The organism is Pseudomonas cannabina (genome assembly GCF_900100365.1).
GTDB lineage: Bacteria > Pseudomonadota > Gammaproteobacteria > Pseudomonadales > Pseudomonadaceae > Aquipseudomonas > Aquipseudomonas cannabina.
The window spans coordinates 4,992,907-5,012,665 of the sequence record NZ_FNKU01000001.1; the positions used below are offsets into that span (position 1 = coordinate 4,992,907).

Consider the following 19,759-nt stretch of genomic DNA (forward strand, 5'->3'; position numbering starts at 1 on the left):
TGAGCTGAGTCCCTTTGGGCCAATCACTCATTTGAAGGTCTTTCTTGTCTACCCGCTTTCTGCCCCGTTAAGGAGACGCTGATTTATTCTAAAACCCAGCTGTTGCCCCCAGATAAATCAAGGCCTCCAGAGCGTTGCAGGGACGAAAAATCGAATAAATCAGCGCCTCCTTAATGAACCCTCCCTCTCGCGCACAGTCGCATACTCACGCTATTCTCTCGCCCTGATCACGCCCGCATCCGGCAGTTGCACAAGGAGTCTGCATGCCCGTTCGTATTTCACAACTGGTTACGTTCGGTCTGGCCGCTGCCTTGGCGGCGCTGGCAGGCTGTGGCGAGGAGAAACCGCTCGCGCCGGAACTGCCAAGGGTTTATGTGCAAAAGGTGAAAAGCGCCGATTTCGCGGCCAGCGTGGCGCTGACCGGTGACGTTCAAGCCCGTGTGCAGACCCGCCTGTCGTTTCGGGTCAATGGCAAGATCATTCAGCGCAATGTGGATGTCGGCGACCGGGTCACTGCACGGCAGGTGCTGGCCCGACTCGACCCCAAGGATTTGCAGATCAATGTCGATTCGGCTGCTGCCTCTGTGGCCGCCGAGCAGGCTCGCGTGAGTCAGGCCAGCGCTGCTTTCGTGCGTCAGCAAAAACTGTTGCCCAAGGGTTACACCAGCCGCAGCGAATATGACTCCGCGCAGGCGGCCGTGCGCGGCAGCGAAAGTTCGTTGAAAGCCGCACAGGCGCAGTTGGCCAATGCCCGCGAACAGTTGAGTTATACCGCGCTGGTCGCGGATGCGCCGGGGGTGATCACTGCGCGCCAGGCGGAAGTCGGGCAGGTGGTGCAGGCGACGGTGCCTATTTTTGATCTGGCGCGTGATGGTGAGCGTGATGCGGTGTTCAATGTTTACGAATCACTGTTCGTCGAGCCGCCTACCGACCAGATCGTGCAGGTCACGCTGCTCGATAATCCGAACATCAAGGTCAGCGGCAAAGTGCGTGAAGTGACCCCGGCGGTTTCGGCGCAAACCGGGACTTTGCAGGTCAAGATCGCTCTGGACCCGCTGCCGGAGGGCATGGACCTCGGTTCGGTGGTCAGTGTGGCGCTGAGCGCGCGAGCCAATGCCAGCGTCGAGTTGCCATGGTCGGCGCTGACCAAGGACCTCGGCGAGCACTTGGGTAAACCCGCTGTGTGGGTGGTAGACGAGCAGGGCAAGGTCAATCTGCGCAAGGTGACTGTTACCCGTTACCTGACCTCCAAAGTCATCATCGGCGATGGGCTTAAAGGTGGAGAGAAAGTCGTGGTCGCTGGCGGACAACTGTTGCACCCGGACATGCAAGTCGAAATTGCCGAGCAACCGCAACCGCAGCATGCGCAGGTGCAGCCATGAAGCGCCTGTCCTGTGTTTTGATGAGCAGCGTTCTGTCAAGCAGCTTTTTGTTGAGCGGCTGTGGCAAGGACGAAGCACCTCCCGAGCCGATTCGACCGGTCGTGTTCGTTGAAGCCCAGCCAGAGTCGATGCAGGATTTCGGACGTTTCGCTGGCAATATCCAGGCGCGTTATCAGAGCGTGCTGGGATTTCGGGTGGCAGGGCGCATTGCCCGCCGCAACGTGGACGTCGGCAGCGAAGTGAAGAAAGGCGATCTGCTTGCAACCCTCGATCCGACCGATCAGCAGAATAACGTGCGCGGTCGCCAGGGCGATCTGGCCAACGTTGAAGCGCGGTGGATCAACGCCCAGGCCAATGCCCGCCGTCAGCAGGAACTGTTCGACCGCGGTGTGGGTGCCCAGGCGCAACTGGACATCGCGCAGACCGACCTGAAAACCGCACGTTCATCGCTGGAGCAGGCCAAGGCCGCCGAGCAGCAGGCGCGCGATCAGTTGGGCTACAGCGAACTGCGCAGCGATCATGACGCGGTGGTCACCGAGTGGAAGGTCGAAGCCGGGCAGGTGGTCACCGCCGGTCAGGAAGTGGTGACGCTGGCACGTCCTGACATCAAGGAAGCCGTTATTGATATGCCTGCCGCATTGGCCGAGCAACTGCCCGACGACGTGGTGTTCACCGTTGGCAGCCAACTGGATCCGCAGGTGAACACCACGGCGATCATTCGTGAAATCGAACCGCAGGCCGACCGTACAACGCGCACTCGCCGTGCGCGGCTGTCGCTGACTGACACGCCGCCTGCGTTCCGGCTCGGCACGGCGATCAGTGTGACGCTCAGCTCGCGCATCACGCCGCGCATGCGCCTGCCGATCAACGCCTTGCAGGACGTCGACGGCAAGCGCCGCATCTGGGTCATCGATTCGCAGAGCCAGACGGTCAACCCGAGAGAAGTGAATATCATCAGCCGTGACAGCGACAGCTTTGTGCTGGCAGACGGCGTCAAAGCGGGTGAAAAAGTCGTGAGCGCAGGCGTCAACAGCCTCAAGCCGGGTCAGAAAGTCAAAGTCGATGAGGAAAGCCCGCGATGAAAGGGAATTTCAATTTATCCGAGTGGGCCATCAAGCATCAGTCGTTTGTCTGGTACCTGATGTTCGTCGCGCTGTTGATGGGCGTGTTTTCCTACATGAAGCTTGGGCGTGAGGAAGACCCGTCCTTCACCATCAAGACCATGATTATTCAGACCCGTTGGCCGGGCGCGACGGTGGACGAGACCCTGGAGCAGGTGACCGACCGAATCGAAAAGAAACTTGAAGAGCTCGACTCACTGGACTACGTGAAGAGCTATACCCGACCGGGCGAGTCCACGGTTTTCGTTTACCTGCGTGACACCACCAACGCCAAGGCGATACCGGAGATCTGGTATCAGGTGCGCAAGAAGGTCGACGACATTCGTGGCCAGTTCCCGCAAGGGCTGCAAGGCCCGTCGTTCAACGACGAGTTCGGCGATGTGTACGGCTCGATCTATGCGTTTACCACCGACGGCTTCTCAATGCGCGAGTTGCGCGATTACGTCGAGAAGGTACGTGCCGACATCCGCGACGTGCCCGGTCTGGGCAAGGTCGAGATGATCGGCCAGCAGGATGAAGTGCTGTACCTGAATTTCTCCACGCGCAAACTCGCTGCGTTGGGCATCGACCAGAGCCAGGTGGTGCAGAGCCTGCAATCGCAGAACGCGGTGACGCCTGCCGGGGTCATCGAAGCCGGGCCGGAGCGGATTTCCGTGCGCACGTCTGGCCAGTTCGCTTCCGAGAAGGACCTGGCAGCGGTCAACCTGCGGATCAACGACCGCTTTTACCGCCTGAGCGACGTTGCCGACATCACTCGCGGTTACACTGACCCGCCCAAACCATTGTTTCGCTTCAACGGCAAACCGGCCATCGGCCTGTCCATCGCCATGCAGAAGGGCGGCAACATTCAGGCGTTCGGCAAGGCGCTGCACGAGCGCATGGACGCCACCACCGCCGAGCTGCCGGTGGGCATCGGCGTACACAAGGTCTCCGATCAGGCCGAGGTGGTGAACAAGGCCGTGGGCGGCTTCACCAGCGCGTTGTTCGAGGCGGTGATCATCGTGCTGCTGGTCAGCTTCGTCAGCCTCGGGTTTCGCGCGGGGCTGGTGGTCGCGTGTTCTATTCCGCTGGTGCTGGCGATGGTGTTTGTGTTCATGGAATACAGCGGCATCACCATGCAGCGAATTTCACTCGGCGCGCTGATCATCGCCCTCGGTCTGTTGGTGGACGACGCCATGATCACCGTGGAAATGATGGTCACACGGCTGGAAATGGGTGAAACCAAGGAGCAGGCCGCCACTTACGCCTACACCTCGACAGCGTTCCCGATGCTCACCGGTACGCTGGTGACAGTGGCCGGCTTTGTGCCGATTGGCCTGAACAACAGCTCTGCGGGGGAGTACACCTTCACGCTGTTTGCCGTGATTGCCGTGGCGATGCTGGTGTCGTGGGTGGTTGCCGTGCTGTTCGCGCCGGTGATCGGCGTGCATATTCTGAGCGCCAACATCAAGCCCAAATCCGAAGAGCCAGGCCGCGTCGGGCGGGCCTTCAACAGCAGCATGCTCTGGGCCATGCGCCATCGCTGGCTGGCGATCGGCATCACGGTCGGGTTGTTCGCCGCGTCGCTGCTCTCCATGCAGTTCGTGCAGAACCAGTTCTTCCCGTCATCGGACCGCCCGGAAATTTTGGTCGACCTGAACCTGCCGCAAAACGCCTCGATCAACGAAACGCGCAAGGTGGTGGACCTTTTTGAAGCGAGCCTCAAGGACGACCCGGACATCGAGCGCTGGAGCACCTACATCGGGCAGGGTTCGGTGCGTTTTTACCTGCCGCTCGATCAGCAGCTGGAAAACCCGTTCTACGCCCAGTTGGTGATTGTCAGCAAAGGCCTGGAAGAGCGGGGCGCGCTGACTGCGCGTCTGCAAAAGCGCCTGCGTGATGATTTCGTCGGCATCGGTTCCTACGTGCAAGCCCTGGAAATGGGCCCGCCGGTGGGGCGTCCGCTGCAGTATCGCGTCAGCGGCGAGAATATCGACAAGGTCCGCCAGCACGCTATCGAACTGGCCACGCTGCTGGATCACAACCCGCATGTGGGCGAAGTGATCTACGACTGGAACGAGCCGGGCAAGGTTTTGCGCATCGACATCAATCAGGACAAGGCCAGGCAACTGGGGCTGTCGTCCGAGGACGTCGCCAAACTGATGAACAGCGTGGTCAGCGGCTCTACCGTGACGCAGGTGCGTGATGACATTTACCTGATCAATGTGGTCGGACGTGCTGAAGACGCCGAGCGTGGTACGCCGGAAACCCTGCAGAACCTGCAGATCGTGACCCCGACCGGAATCTCGATTCCGCTGCTGGCGTTTGCGACTGTTGGCTATGAGCTTGAGCAGCCGCTGGTCTGGCGACGTGATCGCAAGCCGACCATCACCGTGAAAGGCTCGGTACGCGACGAGATTCAGCCGACCGATCTGGTCAATCAACTGAAGCCGGAAATTGACAAGTTTGCAGCCGGTTTGCCGGTGGGTTACAAGGTCGCGACCGGTGGTACGGTTGAGGAAAGCAGCAAGGCACAGGGGCCGATTGCCAGCGTTGCGCCGCTGATGCTGTTCCTCATGGCGACGTTCCTGATGATCCAGCTGCACAGCGTGCAGAAGATGTTCCTGGTGGCCAGTGTCGCGCCGCTGGGGCTGATCGGCGTGGTGCTGGCGCTGATCCCGACGGGTACGCCATTGGGGTTTGTGGCTATTCTCGGGGTGTTGGCGCTGATCGGCATCATCATCCGCAACTCGGTGATTCTGGTGACCCAGATCGATGCCTATGAAAAGAGTGGTTATCTGCCGTGGGACGCCGTGGTCGAAGCCACCGAACACCGCCGTCGGCCGATTCTGCTGACGGCCGCAGCGGCCAGTCTGGGCATGATCCCCATTGCCCGCGAGGTGTTCTGGGGGCCGATGGCCTATGCCATGATCGGCGGCATCATCATCGCCACGCTACTGACCTTGCTGTTCCTGCCAGCGCTGTACGTGGCCTGGTATCGCATCAAAGAGCCGACCGACGAACAGCGTCGCGAGGCTTCGGACAAGGGTGACGACGAGCAGGTGCCTGCGCATTGAGTCATACGGGCCCTGCCACCTCTGACAGGTAGCAGGGCGGTCGATGCGATAATCAGTCGGCCAGCGTCAGGCTGAAGCTGGCGAACCGCACAGGGCCGAATTGTGAGGCGCGTGTTACGCCTGAAGGCGAGAAGCTGGAGGTGTCTGCCGGGGCCGACATGGTCAAGAAGCAGTCCTTGAGCTTTTCCTGGAAATCGAAGCCGCCAGAATAGTGGACCCACTCTTGAGTTGCCAAGCTGACGACCTGCGTCAGATTCATCGTACCCTCTTCGTTGTAGCCTCCCACGACCACAACGAAGAACACGTCGCCTAAGCGCTCTGCGCTATGCACGTCGAACTCGAGATGCAGGCGCGTGCCCGGAAGCTCAGTAACCGATTGACTGACCGTCACGCCAGTATTCAGCTTGATGCTTTGCCCTCTGCCTCCCTCCATGGGCTTGAAGTCTGGCTCAAAGCCCGCCGGCGTTACCCAGTGGGCAAGGTCTTCGCTGAAGTCGCCATTTTGCAAGTATTCGGTCGCCATGATCATTTCCTTTGATCAGTTCAAATGGATTCCATTGCCAGCCGCCTGTGTAGACCGCCGTGAGTCCATCCTAAAGCGCGTGGTTTTTTACCGATACTGTCAGAAGTAACAGCTCGCGTCGTTCACAGTGCCGGACGTTACAGGCGCCGCCAGACGCTCGCCAGCCACGGCTGCTGATCCCTCGGCAGCCCGGCGGGGCGGTAGTAGTGTTCCAGTTCGGTAAACCCGGCGTCGGTCAGCAATTGGCGCCATGTTTCGAGGTCGTGATACGCGCCATACCGCTCGCCGTTCCAGCCTTCCTGGTTCTGACCGCGCGGGTTGGAGCTGAACAGCACGCCGCCCGGTTTAAGCGTGGCATACAGTTCGCGCAACACGCGTGGCAGTTCCTGCCTGGGGATGTGGAACAGCACCGCATTGGCGAAAATGCCATCGAAGCGGCGTTGCGGCAGGTCGAGCTCAAGGAAGTTCTGCTGAAAGACTTCGCAACCGGTTTCGGCACGGGCCATCTCGGCGAAACGTTCGGAGCCGTCAAGCCCGACCGCCACATGCCCCATCGCCGTGAACGTCTTCAAATCACGTCCCGGCCCGCAGCCGAAATCGAGAATCTGCCACGGCGCCGATCCTTCGACATGGCGCAGCAGCGCGTCGATGTTCTGGCTGACGTCGTGGTCGCGGGTGCCTTCGCGAAAGTCGTCGGCCACGCGGTTGTAGTTGCCGAGGGTGGCGGAGGTGATCTGGGCGAGGGCTTGAGGGTCGAGTTTCATCAAGGCGGTCCGGTAAAGGAAGACCGCCAATATACCTCAGGGTCGGCTGCTCAGCGTCTGTCGAAGCTGCGTGCCAGCCGGTCGCCGCCCAGTTGCACCAGCGCTACCACAGCCACCAGTAACACAATTACCGTCAGCATCACTTGCGTGTCGAAACGCTGATAGCCATAGCGATAGGCAATGTCGCCGAGCCCGCCTGCGCCGATGGCACCGGCCATGGCCGATGAGTTGATCATGGTCACCAATGTGATGGTAAAGCCGCCAACGATGCCGGGACGCGCTTCGGGCAGCAGCACATGCCAGATGATGTGCCAGCGCCGACAGCCCATCGCCTGCGCCGCTTCGATCAGCCCGTGATCGACCTCGCGCAGGCTGACTTCGGCAATCCGCGCAAAGAACGGCGTGGCGGCGATGGTCAGCGGCACGACCGCCGCCCACACGCCATACGTGGTGCCGACGATCATCCGCGTGAACGGGATCAACGCCACCATCAGGATCAGAAACGGGATGGAGCGAAACAGGTTCACAAAGCCGCCCAGCACCCGATTGATCGCCGGTGCCTCGTAGATGCCGCCTTTGGAACTGGTGACCAGAATCACCGCCAATGGAATGCCCAACAGCAGCGCGATCAATGACGACACACCGACCATCAGAAACGTGTCAAGAGTGCCTTGCAGCAAGCGATCAACCCACATAACCCAATACCTCCACGCGCGGTGCCAGTTGGCGGGCACGTAACAGCAGTTCTTCACGACTGTGCGGCAAGCCGGCAACCGACAGAATCAGGTGCCCGATAGCCCGCGCCTGAATACGCTCGACCCCGCCTTGCAGCAGTTGCACCTTGCCGCCCAGCGTCGCAAACAGCGCCGCCAGATCCGGCCCTTCGTCGCTCACTCCGGTGAAATGCACATCCAGCAAAATGGCCGCATCCGGTCGTTGCGGCCGGTCGCTCCGGCGCTCGGCCCACTCCTTCGGCAGCCCGAGTTGCAGCGGCGCGAGCAGGGTTTTACTGACCTCGTGCTGCGGGTCGCCAAACACTTGCCAGACCGAGCCTTGCTCGACGATCCGGCCCTGTTCCAGCACCACGACGCGGTGGCAGATATCGCGGATCACCGCCATTTCGTGCGTGATCAGCACAATGGTCAGGCCCAGGCGCTGGTTGATCTCGCGCAACAGGCCGAGGATCGACTGGGTGGTCTCCGGGTCCAGCGCCGAGGTGGCTTCGTCACAGAGCAGAATCGCCGGGTCGTGCACCAGCGCGCGGGCGATGCCGACACGCTGTTTCTGCCCACCGGACAATTGCGCCGGATACGCCTTGTGCTTGTCCTGCAAACCCACCAGCTCCAGCAACTGGGCGACCTTGCGGGCGCGTTGCTCTTTCGGCACGCCAGCGACCTTTAGCGGTAGCTCGACGTTTTGCCAGACGGTCTTGGCCGACATCAGGTTGAAGTGCTGGAAGATCATGCCGATGCGTCGGCGCAGTTCCACCAGCGTGTCTTCGTCGAACTCGCCGATATCCACCTGATCGATCAACACCCGCCCGCTGCTGGGTTGTTCGAGGCGGTTGATGGTGCGGATCAGCGATGATTTCCCCGCGCCACTGCGGCCGATGATGCCGAAAATCTCGCCGCGCTGGACCGCCAGATCGATATTGCCCAGCGCTTGCACCGGACCTTGTTTGCCGTGGTAGGTCTTGCCGAGATTGATGAAACGCACGTGCGCGTTGTGCAGTTCAGGGTGCAGTTCTTCCCGTTGCGCCGATTGACCTGCGCTCGGGGTGTCGAGTGGCAGTTGCCGATGCGCGGTAGCGGTCATTCTTTCCATCCCACCTGATAAAGCTTGCCATTGACCTTGTCCAGCGCCGCCCGGACGACCGGCGAGTGCTGATAGATGTCGACGAACTTCGCCAGACGTGGATCGTCCTTGTGGTCAGGTTTGATGACGAACTGAATCACGTATTCCGGGTGATCCATGCCGTCGAACAGAATTGCCGAGTCGGCAGGAAAGGTCTTGGCCAGGCGGATGTAGGCGGGGTAGCCCTGCACCAGATCGGCATCATCGTAGGCGCGCACCAGTTGCACGGCTTCGACCTGAATGAGCTTGAGTTTCTTCGGGTTGGCGGGGATGTCTTCTTCGGTGGCCTTGAAGCCGACGCCCGGTTTGAGGGTGATCAGCCCGGCCTTGGCCAGCAGTTGCAGACCGCGTCCGCTGTTGATCGGGTCGTTGGCGATCGCCACAGTGGCGCCGGTCGGCAACTCGTCGAAGCTTTTGTACTTTTTCGAGTACAGCCCGACGTTATTGATGATCCCCGGCGCGTAGGGCACGAGCCCGAAACCGGCGGCTTCATTGGCGTTAGTCAGAAACGGGATGTGCTGAAAGTAGTTCACGTCAATGTCACCGGCGGCGAGGCTGACATTGGGTGCAATCCAGTCGGTGAACTCCACCAGCTCGACTTTCAGGCCCTGCTTGCCAGCTTCTTCGACAGCGGCTTCCAGCGGTATGGCAAACGCCGCCGTGGTGCCGACTTTCAGGGGGTTATCGTCGGCGTAAGCGGTCAGGGTCAACAGGCCAAAGGCCAGTGCTGCGAGGGTTTTGGTCATGGTGCGGTCCTTGAATAAATGCTTGTTCCTGCGTTCTGCACACAGTCCTGAGATTCCTTGAATATTGAGCTTTTGTGGGAGCGGACTTGTCCGCGAAAGGGCCGGTATATTCTCCGAAAGTACATCGTCTGAACTACCGTCTTCGCGGACAAGTCCGCTCCCACGGCCTTCGGCCGGAATCAAGAGCAGACTTATGTGTAACGCCGAGCAATTTGCGTGGTAATGCCGTTGTGGACGCTCTGCGTCCGTTCGATAATCAGGGCTGCCGGTGTGCTGCCCCTGCATGCCGTTGCGGTAAACGATCCGTACCTTCCGGAAACAGTTTTTTGCGCAGGCTGCCGTCTTCGTAAGCGGTCTTGTATGACCCGCGGCGTTGCAGCTCCGGGATGACCAGGTCGATAAAGTCTTCGTACACTCTCTGGCGTGACGATGCGGGTCAGGTTGAAGCCGTCCAGGCCGGTTTCTTCGATCCACGATTCCAGCTCATCGGCGACCTGTTCAGGCGAGCCGATCAGCGTGATGTAACGGCCGCCCAGCGCGTGCTGGTCGAGCAGTTTCTGACGGGTCCAGTCGTTGTTTTTCAGGTTTTTGGTCGCCGACTGAATGGCGTTGCTCTTCACGTACTGAATGGGTTCGTCCAGCTCGTACTCAGCGAAATCAATGCCGGTCGACGCCGCAAAGTGCGCCACGCCGGCCTCGGCGCTGGCGTAGCGGCGGTATTCGGCGTGTTTCTCGCGGGCTTGCGCCTCAGTCGCCGCGACAATCACGTTAAGGCCCATGAACACTTTGATGTCCTGCGGATTACGCCCGGCCTGCACCGCGCTGGCCCGAACCTTGTTCACCTGCTCGCGGGTCGCGGTCTTGTTCTGGCCACTGATGAACACGCATTCGGCGTTCTGCCCGGCAAACTGCAAACCGCGCTCCGAGCTGCCCGCCTGAAACAGCACCGGCGTGCGTTGCGGCGACGGTTCGCAGAGGTGATAGCCCTCGACCTGATAGAACTCGCCTTGGTGCCGAATCTTGTGCACCTTGCCCGGCTGGGCATAGACGCGCTGTTCGCGGTCGTTGATTACCGCGTCGTCTTGCCAACTGCCTTCCCAGAGTTTGTAGAGCACTTCCAGGTATTCATCGGCCTGATCGTAGCGGCGGTCGTGTTCGTTCTGCTCGCTCAGGCCCATGGCCCGCGCCGCACTGTCGAGATACCCGGTGACAATGTTCCAGCCCACCCGGCCACGGCTCAAGTGATCGAGCGTCGACATGCGCCGGGCGAACAGATAAGGCGCGTCATAGGTCAGGTTGGCGGTCAGGCCGAAACCCAGGTGTTTCGTTACTCCGGCCATCGCCGAGACCAGCAGCAGCGGGTCGTTGACCGGCAACTGAATGGCTTCCTTGAGCGTGACGTCTATCGAGTTTTGATAGACGTCATACACCCCGACGATGTCGGCGATAAACAGCCCGTCGAACAAGCCACGTTCCAGCAGCTTCGCCAGATCGGTCCAGTAGTCCAGGCTGTTGAATTGCGTTGAGGTGTCACGCGGATGCGTCCACAAGCCGTGGTTGATGTGGCCGATGCAGTTCATGTTGAAGGCATTGAGGAGGATCTTCTTGCGCGCCATCAGATCGTCCCCCGCAACGGCGGGTTTGTGTCGTTCAGGTAGTAATTGCCGATGGCGTGAAACTTCCAGCGCACCGGATCGTGCAGCGTGTGCACGCGAGCGTTGCGCCAGTGGCGATCCAGGCCGTGTTCGGCCAGGGTCGATTGGCTGCCTGCCAGTTCGAACAGCGTGCTGCCAGCCGCCAGAGAAATCTCCGTACTGATGGCGCGGGCTTCGGCCACGGCTATCGAGGCCGCGGCGACGTGCTCGGCAGTGCTGTCGGCCTGGGCGACATCAAGAAATTCCCCGGCCCGCTCCAGCAAGGCTTCGGCGGCGTGCAGGCGAATACCGAGCCTGCCGAAGCTGTGCAGCGTCAGCGGGTCGTCCACGGCTTTTTCGATACCCGAATCGATCCATGGCCGCGTGCGGGTACGAACGAAGGTCAGCGCGTCCTCGAAGGCGGCGCGGGCGATGCCGGTGTCGATGGCTACATGGAGAATCTGCGCCAGCGGGCCGACCGTGGTCGGTCGCTCGAAGGCACTCTGAAACGGCACCACATCGGCCGCGCTGACGTATACATTGTCGAAGACCACCGAGCCGCTGCCGGTGGTGCGCTGGCCGAAACCGCTCCAGTCATCGACAACCGTCAGCCCCTCGCTGTCATGCGGGACGAACGCCAGTTGCTGCACGCCGTTATCGTCAATCACCGAGGTGGGAATGCGTTGCGCATACAGCGCGCCGGTTGCGTAAAACTTGCGGCCTTTGATGCGATAACCGTCGCCGTCTCTTGTCAGGCGCGTGGTGCGATCATGGGCGGTTTTGGTCCCCAGTTCAGCCAGCGCGTTGCCGAAACGCACGCCCGTCAGCGCTTCGGCGTACAGCCGTGCCTGCTGCTGCGGGCTACCATTCACACGCAGCACTTCAAGGGCATAAAAATGGTTCTGCGGAATCTGCCCCAGCGAGCCGTCGGCTTCGGAAATCAGCTGGATCACCCTGGCCAGCGTCACGTTTGAAACGCCCGCGCCGCCAAAGGCTTTCGGGACACTGATGCCCCATAAACCGGACTGGCTGTAGATGTCGAGTTCTGCGTGGGGTAAACGACGCTCGCGGTCGCGCTGGGCGCTTTGGGCCTTGAACTGCGAGGCCAGTTCGCGGGCTACTTGCAGGGCCTGAGCGTCACTGGTGATCAGCACTGCGTGGTCGCGCGCCTGTGGGTTGAAACTCATGAAAAGTGTTCTCCAGTGGTCTGGTTCAGATCCAGGAATGGCGAGCGGGCAGGGTGCCGTTCAGGTGCCAGGTGCCGACCGCGTGGTATTTCCAGCGCACCGGGTCATGCAGGGTATGAACGCGCGCGTTACGCCAGTGGCGGTCGAGGTTGAACTCCGCCAGGGTCGCGCGGCTGCCTGCCAGTTCGAACAGCTTTTCGCTGGCCAGCAAGGAGATTTCGGTGGTCAGCACCTTGGCGCGTGCCACGGCAATCGACGCACGCGCGGCCGAGTGTTCATCGATGGGCGCAGCGTTGATCTCATCCAGTTCCTGCCCCGCTTTACGCAGCAAGGCTTCGGCGGCGTGCAGTTCAAGTTTCAGCTTGCCGATCTCGGCGATTACGTACAGGTCGTCACTGGCGCGCTCGACCTTGGCATCGATCCACGGACGGGACTTCTCGCGAACGAAGGCAATCGCATCATCGATCGCGCCGCGTGCAATCCCTGCATCGATGGCAGCCTGAATCAGCTGCGACACAGCACCCTGTATGTTAGGCGTCAGTGCCAGACGCCAGTTGTCGACGACCTGCTCGGCATCCACTGCCACGTTTTCGAGCAACACCGTGCCACTCGCCGTGGTGCGCTGCCCGAAGCCCGACCAGTCGTCAACGATGCGCAGGCCCGGCGTGCCGCGTTTGACGAAGGCCATGACCTGTCGGCCCTGATCGTCCAGCGCCTTGACCGCGACCCAGTGCGCAAACAAGGCGCAGGTGGAATAGAACTTCTGGCCATTGATGATGAATCGGCCGCCGTTGGCGGTGATCCGTGCTTTGAGTTCCAGGGTGTTTTTGGTGCCGCGTTCAGGCCCGGCATTGCCGATCCGCCAGCCGTCCAGCACGCTCTGGAACAGCGTGCGTTTCTGCTGCTCTGTGGCGCTGCTGTGCAGCAGGTGCAGAATGCCGAACTGGTTTTGCGGGATCTGCCCCAGCGCCGGGTCGGCGGTGGAGATGATCCTGAAGACTTCTGCCACGGTGACGAAGGACACCTGTGGCCCGCCATAGGCCCGTGGGACGGAAATACTGCCTAGGCCGCTGCGGGTGAATTGTTCGATTTCAGCCCACGGCAGCGCGCGTTGACGGTCACGATGGGCGGCATTGAGCCGCGCTGTTGCGGCCAGTTGGTGAGCTGCGGTTATGGCCTCGGCATCGTTTTGCAACACCGAGGCCGATAGCCGGCGGGGAGCGACGTCTGGCTCTTGTGAAGCCGTGACGGTGTGGGCCGTTACGTTCGCCGGATCAGACTCGCGTCGCTCACCGGCATTCGCTACCGCCTTGGGCTTATCCACAGGGGTGGTTGTGAAAGGGACCATCGGAACCTCGAAGAAATAGACCGCAGTGAATGCGGCTGGAAAACTCACGATGTCCGGTGGTCCGGTGTATATACCCTAAGCGTGTATCAAAGTTTTTAAAACGCGATTTTTGGAATAAGCATAGACAGCATTCGTCACCCGTCGATTCAGTACCTGAGTGGCAGTGCTGCCTTATTCATTGTTCATTGGACCGGTTCGCAGGGTAGACGGATTCTTATCTCCCGTGGCGGTGCCCACAGCGAGTTGTTTCCGACCCGGTCGATGATGCAGTAAGTCACTTCCAGCAGCTGCTCGTCACCGCCTTCCATGATCAGCGCAGGCGGTATGACCAGGTCGACAGGCTCGCCTACGTCCTCTGCGGTCAGCGGGGGCAGGTCCATGCGCACATCCCCCCAGCGCACCGTGATTTCGTCATGGACCGCCATGTTCAGGTAAGGCTCGATGGCCATTGGCAAACCTGCATCCAGATGTCGTTGAGACAATCCGCGTCGCACTACCGAAGGCGCGACATGCAAGGGAGCCAGGCTCTGATTTTCTTCCGCATTCGCGCTGACCAGCCGGCCACCGGGTGTATCCAGTTTGACCCATAGTTTGCGGCACGGTGACGTCAGCGGTGTTCCACCTACTTTCATGATTCTGTAATAAGTTCGTGCCTTGCCATTTTGAAGAAAGCTTTCTGGCACGCGTAGGACAATAGCGTTGTAAATGTCGGATGCTGTTAAAATTTTCGACGCCACGTAACAGCCGTCCCAGAATAATTCGATCAGGTCGCCTTCATCCATATTGCAGTACGGCTCGATATGAACCATGAGGTTAGACGCGATGCGTACACCGATACCGTGCCGGCTGGCCTGCGGCAGGGAAGGGGGTAGCAGGTCCGAAGGGCTGTTTTGCAAGTTGTGCGACTCATAGCAATGTGCTCCTGCTAATCAATAATCAAAGTAAATAATCGTCATAAGTTGCCATGTTTAACAAAAAATAAAGCCCGTTCAAGGCTGCGAGATAAGTACCTTAAATGTTCAAGTCATGGCAAACATTACAAACTGTCAGGGTTTTAAGCTTGAAGTTTTGGCGATGTGCAAAATGAACGATTAGAGTGAGCTAATGTGCTTTGCGTTTACTTGTCAATATAAGGCGACGACTTAAGGAGACGCTGATTTATTCTAAAACCCAGCTGTTGCCCCCAGATAAAACAAGGCCTCCAGAGCGTTGCAGGGACGAAAAATCGAATAAATCAGCGCCTCCTTAATAACATTTTACTGAAAAAACGGATAATTCCTACATGTTATAGTTAGAGCTGTTTACTGCCGGGTAAACGACTGTCCTACTACAAAGTGTCATGCGTGATGAATTTGCAGCTCTACGGATAAACGCACTGCGCAGGCTGCCATCCGGCAAGCGTTGCAAACGTCTGGCGCGGATTACTCAGACGAGAGGGCACCCTCGTCGGGTTTCATTAATTCGATGATTTTTCTGAAAATTTCGCAGGAACTCAGCAAGGATTCTGAACGATTAGTCCTTTCTGAAATGTAAGAAAAAAGCAGCGCCGACGAATCGGGGCTGCTTTTTGTAAGAAGAATGTAGGATCAGGTCCGCGTGCGCTCCAGAAACTGCCTGGTCCGTTCTTCTTGCGGATGGGCAAACAGCGCCTTGGCTTCGCCTTGTTCCACGATCACGCCCTTGTCGATGAAGATCACCCGGTTGGCGACCTCTCGTGCAAAGCTCATTTCATGGGTGACGATCACCATGGTGCGTTTTTCTTCTGCCAGCGAACGGATGGTGGTCAGTACTTCGCCGACTAGTTCAGGGTCCAGCGCCGACGTTGGTTCGTCGAACAGAATCACCTGCGGCTCCATCGCCAGCGCCCGGGCAATCGCCACGCGCTGCTGCTGTCCACCGGAAAGTCGGCGTGGATAGGCGTCTTCCTTGCCGGTCAGGCCGACCTTGGCGAGTAATTGCCGACCCCTTGCCTCTGCCGTTTCGCGAGCGATCTTCTTGACCACCAGCGGGCCCTCAATCACGTTCTCCAGCGCGGTGCGGTGCGGAAACAGATTGAAGTTCTGAAACACGAACCCGACCTGCTGGCGCAACTGGCGGATCAGGCCTTGCTGCTGGCTCACAGGCCGCGAGCCATCGATCTCGATGTCGCCAACCTTGATCTTGCCGCTGTCAGGCATCTCCAGCAGATTCAGGCAACGCAGCAAGGTCGTCTTGCCCGAGCCGCTGGGGCCGATGATGGCAACGACTTCGCCAGCCTCGATGCGCAGATCGATGCCCTTGAGCACCTGATTGCCTTTGAATGCCTTGGTGAGTTTTTCAACCACGATCATGTGTCAGGACTCCAGATCATGCCGGTTGACCCTCGCTTCGAGCCTGTTTTGCAGGTACGAAAGCGCAGTGGCAAGGATCCAGTAGATCAGTGCGGCGGCCAGGTACATGGTGAAAATTTCGAAGGTGCGTGCGGTGATCAACTGCGCCTGGCGGAACAGCTCGGGCACCTGAATGGTGGCGGCCAGCGCGGTGTCCTTGACCAGCGAAATGAAACTGTTACCCAACGGCGGCAGCGCGGTGCGTGCCGCTTGCGGCAGGATCGCCCGACGCAGGGTCTGCCAGCGGGTCATGCCGATACTCGCAGCCGCCTCCCACTGGCCGCGCTCGATAGAGCTGATGGCGGAGCGGAGAATTTCGCAGGCATAGGCGGCCATGTTCAGCGAAAAGCCGATCAGCGCTGCGGTCAGTGGATCAAGCTCGATGCCCAGCTCCGGCAGCCCGTAATAAATCAGGAACAGCTGCACCAGCAACGGCGTGCCGCGAAAGAATGACACGTAGATACGCGCCAGCCAGTTCAGCGGTTTGAAACGCGACAGGCGCATCAGCGCCAGGCCGAAGCCCAGCACCAATCCGAAAAACATCCCGCCCAGGCTGAGGAATACCGTGTAGTACGCGCCCTTGAGCAGAAAGGGCGCGGAATCCAGCGCGAGCTGAAGGCTCTCTTCGATCATTGGGTGACGTCAGCGTTGAAGTACTTCTCCGACAGTTTTTTCAGCGTGCCATCGGCGCGCAGCTTGTCGAGGGCCTGGTTGATGGCAGCCTGCAACTCTGGCTCGCCTTTACGCAGAGCAATGCCGGACGCCTGACGGGAGAATGCAGCGCCAGCGGGTGCAAGCTTGCCTTTGGTCTTGGCTGCGATTTCCAGGGCGGCCAGTCGGTCAACGAGGATCGCGTCGATACGGCCTACGCTCAGGTCCTGAATCTTGGTCGGGTCATCTTCGTAGGTTTTTACCACGGCGCCCGGTACGTTTTCCTTCAGCCACTGCTCATAGTTGGTGCCCAGGCCCACGCCGACCTTTTTGCCGGTCAGGTCCTGAGCCGATTTGATGGCGTCTGCATTCTTTTTCAGAACCAGTGCCTGAATGCCGGAAACGGTGTAGGGCTGGGAGAAATCGTATTTTTTCTTGCGCTCGTCGGAGATCGTGACCTGGTTGATCACCACGTCCAGACGCTTGGAATCCAGCGCGGCCAGAATGCCATCCCATTTGGACGGTTGCACTTTGGCCTTCACGCCCAGTTCTTTGGCCAGCGCTTCGGACAGTTCGACTTCAAAGCCGGTGAGCTTGCCTTTCTCGTCCACGAAGCTGAACGGTGGATAAGTGCCTTCGAGGCCCACATTCAGCGTGCCGCTTTCCTTGATTTTCTGCAGTTGCTCACCGGCCATGGCCTGCCCGGCAATACCGGAACCGAGCATCAGGCTCAGTGCCGAAAAAAGAAACGTGCGACGAATAGCGGAAATGTTCATGCGAGCCCCTGTTGGTGTGGAGGTGTCTGGTCATCTCTGACCGGACCGAAGCGACTTGGTGCTGATTATTCAGCTCTTTTCAAGCAATTACGGCAGTGACGCGCGCCGCCGGGCGCGACTATATCGCCAACTGCTTATGAAGAAAAATAACTAAAAAAGCGTTTTCTGCATGGGTTTGGCATAACAGGAGCGTCAATGACTGAACGCGTCCGGGTACGCAAACAATGCAGGCGCGCCGCCGGTGTGCAGGAAGATCAACGGCCCGTCATTGAAACGCTGACGGCCTATGCCATCCAGCAAGCCGGACATGGCTTTACCCGTGTAGACCGGGTCGAGCAGCAGGCCTTCATGGCTGGCCACCAGCTTGATCGCCGACAGCGTACCGGCGTTCGGCTCGCCATAGCGCGGCGCAAAATATTCGTCCCACAACTCGACTTTGAAGTTCTCCGGCAGCGCGATGTTCAGCAGCTCGGCGGTGCGCTCGGCCAGGCCTTGTACTTTCGGCAATTGGGCTTCTTCACTGCGTGACACAGTGACGCCGATCACTGGCAATTGCGGCAGCTCATGAGCCAGCGCCAATGCCAGACCGCTGTGCGTGCCTGCGCTGCCGGACGCCAGCACAACGGCGGCGAAATCGATGCCGGTCTGCTTGATCTGCTCGGCCAGCTCGAGACCGGCGCGCACGTAACCCAAAGTACCGATCGGGCTGGAGCCGCCGATCGGCACCAGGTAAGGATTTTTGCCGCTGGAGCGCAGGCGAGCGGCCAGTGCGTGCAACTGGTCGTCGGCGTTGTCGAGGTTTTCGACCAGCTCTACCCGCGCGTCGAACAGCTCCAGCAGCAGGCGGTTGCCGTTGTGCAGGTAGTTGGGGTCTTCGGTGCCGATCGGGTTTTCCAGCAAAGCCACGCAGCCCATGCCCAGTCTGGCCGCCAGCGCAGCGGTCTGGCGCACGTGGTTAGACTGGATCGCGCCGGCAGTGATCAACGTATCGGCACCTTGGGCCAGCGCATCGGCGGCCAGGTACTCGAGTTTGCGGGCCTTGTTGCCACCGAGTGCCAAGGTCGTGGTGTCATCGCGCTTGATATAAATGTCGCGGTCTGCCCACGTCGACAGGCGTTCGAGTTTCTCCAGGGCCGTCGGCGCGCTGATCAGGTCCAGACGATTGAAGCGGGCGAGCTGATGTTTGATCATGGTGATAGGTAAGCCGTGTAAAGAGTCACCGGACTATAGGCAGACGTATCCTGCACGGCAACTTCTCTGTGCTTATGGTCTGATCAGGCTGTTCCTACAGAAATTGTTGTTCTTTCCGTCTGAATGTTTGCCGTAGAGTGAAGGCATCAGCGGCCGTCACTGTCGGTCGACACCCTTTGCATCAAGGAGAGATCAGCGTGAGCGATATTCCAGAAGCCTCCGCCGACGGCCGTTCCAGCCATTGGCAGTTGCAGCGGATCGTCAGCCAGCTGCGCGGTGCGCGTGAAGACTGGCGCGCGCGCAACCGGCGCGTGAGCGGCGAACACGGCGGGCGCGAGCTGCCATCGCGCGCGGCGATGGGCGATATTCTCGAAGCCCTGAGCGGGGCATTGTTCCCGATGCGCCTGGGGCCGGTCGACCTGCGCGAAGAGAGCGAGGATTTCTATGTCGGGCACACGCTGGACGTCGCGCTCAACGCGCTGCTGGCCCAGGCGCGCCTTGAGTTGCGCTACGTGGCCCATCAGCAGGGTGGCGACCTGAAGAGCATCGATGCCCACGCGCTGGAGCTGATTCAGGATTTCGCCACGGCCTTGCCGGGCATTCGTCTGTTGCTGGACACCGACGTGCTGGCCGCCTATCACGGCGATCCGGCGGCGCGCAGTGTCGATGAAGTGCTGCTCTGCTACCCGGGCATTCTGGCGGTGATTCATCATCGTCTGGCGCACCACCTGTACCGGGCCGGATTGCCGCTGCTGGCGCGCATCAGCTCGGAAATCGCCCACTCGGCGACCGGCATCGACATTCATCCCGGCGCGCAGATCGGCCCGAGCTTCTTTATTGATCACGGGACAGGCGTGGTGATCGGCGAAACGGCGATCATCGGCGAACGCGTGCGCATCTATCAGGCCGTGACGCTTGGCGCCAAGCGCTTCCCCTCAGACGAAGACGGCCAGTTGCAGAAAGGTCATGCACGCCACCCGATTGTCGAGGATGACGTGGTGATCTACGCCGGAGCGACCATTCTGGGTCGCATCACTATTGGCAAGGGCTCGACCATCGGCGGTAACGTGTGGCTGACCCGCAGCGTACCGGCAGATTGCAACCTGACTCAGGCCAACCTTTTGCAGCAGGACCACTGCTCGAAAAAGTGATAGCTG

Annotated in this window: 15 protein-coding genes and 2 pseudogenes; 4 read left to right on the forward strand and 13 right to left on the reverse strand. The window is 59.9% G+C overall.

Going from position 1 to position 19,759, the window contains the following annotated elements; genetic code table 11:
- Positions 1–263 precede the first annotated feature (263 nt).
- From BLT55_RS23610 to BLT55_RS23620, 3 genes are read left to right on the forward strand one after another with little or no spacing between them, the layout of a single operon-like run.
- Positions 264–1,382, forward strand: coding sequence for an efflux RND transporter periplasmic adaptor subunit (locus tag BLT55_RS23610; RefSeq protein WP_055000401.1), 1,119 nt, complete (start codon positions 264–266; stop codon positions 1,380–1,382).
- Positions 1,379–2,464 (forward strand): efflux RND transporter periplasmic adaptor subunit, encoded by a 1,086-nt coding sequence (locus BLT55_RS23615; RefSeq protein ID WP_055000400.1) that lies wholly within the window; start codon positions 1,379–1,381, stop codon positions 2,462–2,464. The genes BLT55_RS23610 and BLT55_RS23615 overlap by 4 nt, the downstream gene beginning before the upstream one ends.
- Positions 2,461–5,559, forward strand: a complete 3,099-nt coding sequence (locus BLT55_RS23620; protein ID WP_055000399.1) for an efflux RND transporter permease subunit — start codon at positions 2,461–2,463, stop codon at positions 5,557–5,559. Before BLT55_RS23615 ends, BLT55_RS23620 begins: the two co-directional genes overlap by 4 nt.
- A 52-nt stretch (positions 5,560–5,611) precedes the next feature.
- On the opposite strand, the gene BLT55_RS23625 is transcribed toward BLT55_RS23620, so the two are convergent.
- The 13 genes and pseudogenes from BLT55_RS23625 to BLT55_RS23680 all read right to left on the reverse strand — a co-directional run bounded on the left by BLT55_RS23625 (position 5,612) and on the right by BLT55_RS23680 (position 18,602).
- Complete coding sequence (locus BLT55_RS23625; RefSeq protein WP_007252874.1) at positions 5,612–6,082, reverse strand: hypothetical protein; 471 nt, start codon at positions 6,080–6,082, stop codon at positions 5,612–5,614.
- A 137-nt stretch (positions 6,083–6,219) separates the two neighbouring features.
- Positions 6,220–6,846, reverse strand: a complete 627-nt coding sequence (locus tag BLT55_RS23630; protein ID WP_055000398.1) for a class I SAM-dependent methyltransferase — start codon at positions 6,844–6,846, stop codon at positions 6,220–6,222.
- A gap of 50 nt (positions 6,847–6,896) precedes the next feature.
- The gene (locus tag BLT55_RS23635; RefSeq protein ID WP_005765584.1) at positions 6,897–7,541 is read right to left on the reverse strand and encodes a methionine ABC transporter permease; all 645 of its coding nucleotides are present in this window, start codon (positions 7,539–7,541) and stop codon (positions 6,897–6,899) included.
- On the reverse strand, positions 7,531–8,661 hold the full coding sequence (locus tag BLT55_RS23640; protein ID WP_055000397.1) for a methionine ABC transporter ATP-binding protein: 1,131 nt from the start codon (positions 8,659–8,661) through the stop codon (positions 7,531–7,533). Before BLT55_RS23640 ends, BLT55_RS23635 begins: the two co-directional genes overlap by 11 nt.
- Complete coding sequence (locus BLT55_RS23645) at positions 8,658–9,446, reverse strand: MetQ/NlpA family ABC transporter substrate-binding protein (protein WP_055000396.1); 789 nt, start codon at positions 9,444–9,446, stop codon at positions 8,658–8,660. Before BLT55_RS23645 ends, BLT55_RS23640 begins: the two co-directional genes overlap by 4 nt.
- Before the next feature lie 256 nt (positions 9,447–9,702).
- Positions 9,703–11,062 (reverse strand): annotated as a pseudogene (locus BLT55_RS23650) (LLM class flavin-dependent oxidoreductase).
- Positions 11,062–12,267 (reverse strand): SfnB family sulfur acquisition oxidoreductase, encoded by a 1,206-nt coding sequence (locus BLT55_RS23655; RefSeq protein ID WP_055000395.1) that lies wholly within the window; start codon positions 12,265–12,267, stop codon positions 11,062–11,064. The pseudogene BLT55_RS23650 and the gene BLT55_RS23655 overlap by 1 nt, the downstream one beginning before the upstream one ends.
- Positions 12,268–12,292: 25 nt before the next feature.
- Positions 12,293–13,465 carry an SfnB family sulfur acquisition oxidoreductase gene (locus tag BLT55_RS23660; protein ID WP_055000394.1) on the reverse strand — a complete coding sequence of 391 codons (1,173 nt, stop codon included), beginning with the start codon at positions 13,463–13,465 and terminating at the stop codon, positions 12,293–12,295.
- 332 nt (positions 13,466–13,797) lie between these two features.
- A pseudogene (locus tag BLT55_RS23665) lies at positions 13,798–14,525 on the reverse strand (hypothetical protein).
- 676 nt (positions 14,526–15,201) lie between these two features.
- A complete protein-coding gene (gene tcyN / locus BLT55_RS31145) occupies positions 15,202–15,945 on the reverse strand; it encodes an L-cystine ABC transporter ATP-binding protein TcyN (RefSeq protein WP_055000392.1) in 744 nt (247 codons plus the stop codon).
- Between the two features lie 3 nt (positions 15,946–15,948).
- Positions 15,949–16,617, reverse strand: coding sequence for a cystine ABC transporter permease (gene tcyL, locus BLT55_RS31150; RefSeq protein WP_074814126.1), 669 nt, complete (start codon positions 16,615–16,617; stop codon positions 15,949–15,951).
- Positions 16,614–17,411, reverse strand: coding sequence for a cystine ABC transporter substrate-binding protein (tcyJ, locus tag BLT55_RS23675; RefSeq protein ID WP_007252862.1), 798 nt, complete (start codon positions 17,409–17,411; stop codon positions 16,614–16,616). Before tcyJ ends, tcyL begins: the two co-directional genes overlap by 4 nt.
- A 192-nt stretch (positions 17,412–17,603) precedes the next feature.
- Complete coding sequence (locus BLT55_RS23680; RefSeq protein WP_055000391.1) at positions 17,604–18,602, reverse strand: D-cysteine desulfhydrase; 999 nt, start codon at positions 18,600–18,602, stop codon at positions 17,604–17,606.
- A 197-nt stretch (positions 18,603–18,799) separates the two neighbouring features.
- On the opposite strand from BLT55_RS23680, the gene epsC reads away from it, so the two are divergent.
- A complete protein-coding gene (epsC, locus tag BLT55_RS23685; protein ID WP_007252860.1) occupies positions 18,800–19,753 on the forward strand; it encodes a serine O-acetyltransferase EpsC in 954 nt (317 codons plus the stop codon).
- The last annotated feature ends 6 nt before the right edge of the window (positions 19,754–19,759 follow it).

Excerpts from the sequence above, each read along its gene's own strand:
- BLT55_RS23610 (WP_055000401.1), top strand. The coding sequence starts at position 264 with ATGCCCGTTCGTATTTCACAACTGGTTACGTTCGGTCTGGCCGCTGCC.
- BLT55_RS23615 (WP_055000400.1), top strand. The coding sequence starts at position 1,379 with ATGAAGCGCCTGTCCTGTGTTTTGATGAGCAGCGTTCTGTCAAGCAGC.
- BLT55_RS23620 (WP_055000399.1), top strand. The coding sequence starts at position 2,461 with ATGAAAGGGAATTTCAATTTATCCGAGTGGGCCATCAAGCATCAGTCG.
- BLT55_RS23625 (WP_007252874.1), bottom strand. The coding sequence starts at position 6,082 with ATGGCGACCGAATACTTGCAAAATGGCGACTTCAGCGAAGACCTTGCC.
- BLT55_RS23630 (WP_055000398.1), bottom strand. The coding sequence starts at position 6,846 with ATGAAACTCGACCCTCAAGCCCTCGCCCAGATCACCTCCGCCACCCTC.
- BLT55_RS23635 (WP_005765584.1), bottom strand. The coding sequence starts at position 7,541 with ATGTGGGTTGATCGCTTGCTGCAAGGCACTCTTGACACGTTTCTGATG.
- BLT55_RS23640 (WP_055000397.1), bottom strand. The coding sequence starts at position 8,661 with ATGACCGCTACCGCGCATCGGCAACTGCCACTCGACACCCCGAGCGCA.
- BLT55_RS23645 (WP_055000396.1), bottom strand. The coding sequence starts at position 9,446 with ATGACCAAAACCCTCGCAGCACTGGCCTTTGGCCTGTTGACCCTGACC.
- BLT55_RS23655 (WP_055000395.1), bottom strand. The coding sequence starts at position 12,267 with ATGAGTTTCAACCCACAGGCGCGCGACCACGCAGTGCTGATCACCAGT.
- tcyN (WP_055000392.1), bottom strand. The coding sequence starts at position 15,945 with ATGATCGTGGTTGAAAAACTCACCAAGGCATTCAAAGGCAATCAGGTG.
- tcyL (WP_074814126.1), bottom strand. The coding sequence starts at position 16,617 with ATGATCGAAGAGAGCCTTCAGCTCGCGCTGGATTCCGCGCCCTTTCTG.
- tcyJ (WP_007252862.1), bottom strand. The coding sequence starts at position 17,411 with ATGAACATTTCCGCTATTCGTCGCACGTTTCTTTTTTCGGCACTGAGC.
- BLT55_RS23680 (WP_055000391.1), bottom strand. The coding sequence starts at position 18,602 with ATGATCAAACATCAGCTCGCCCGCTTCAATCGTCTGGACCTGATCAGC.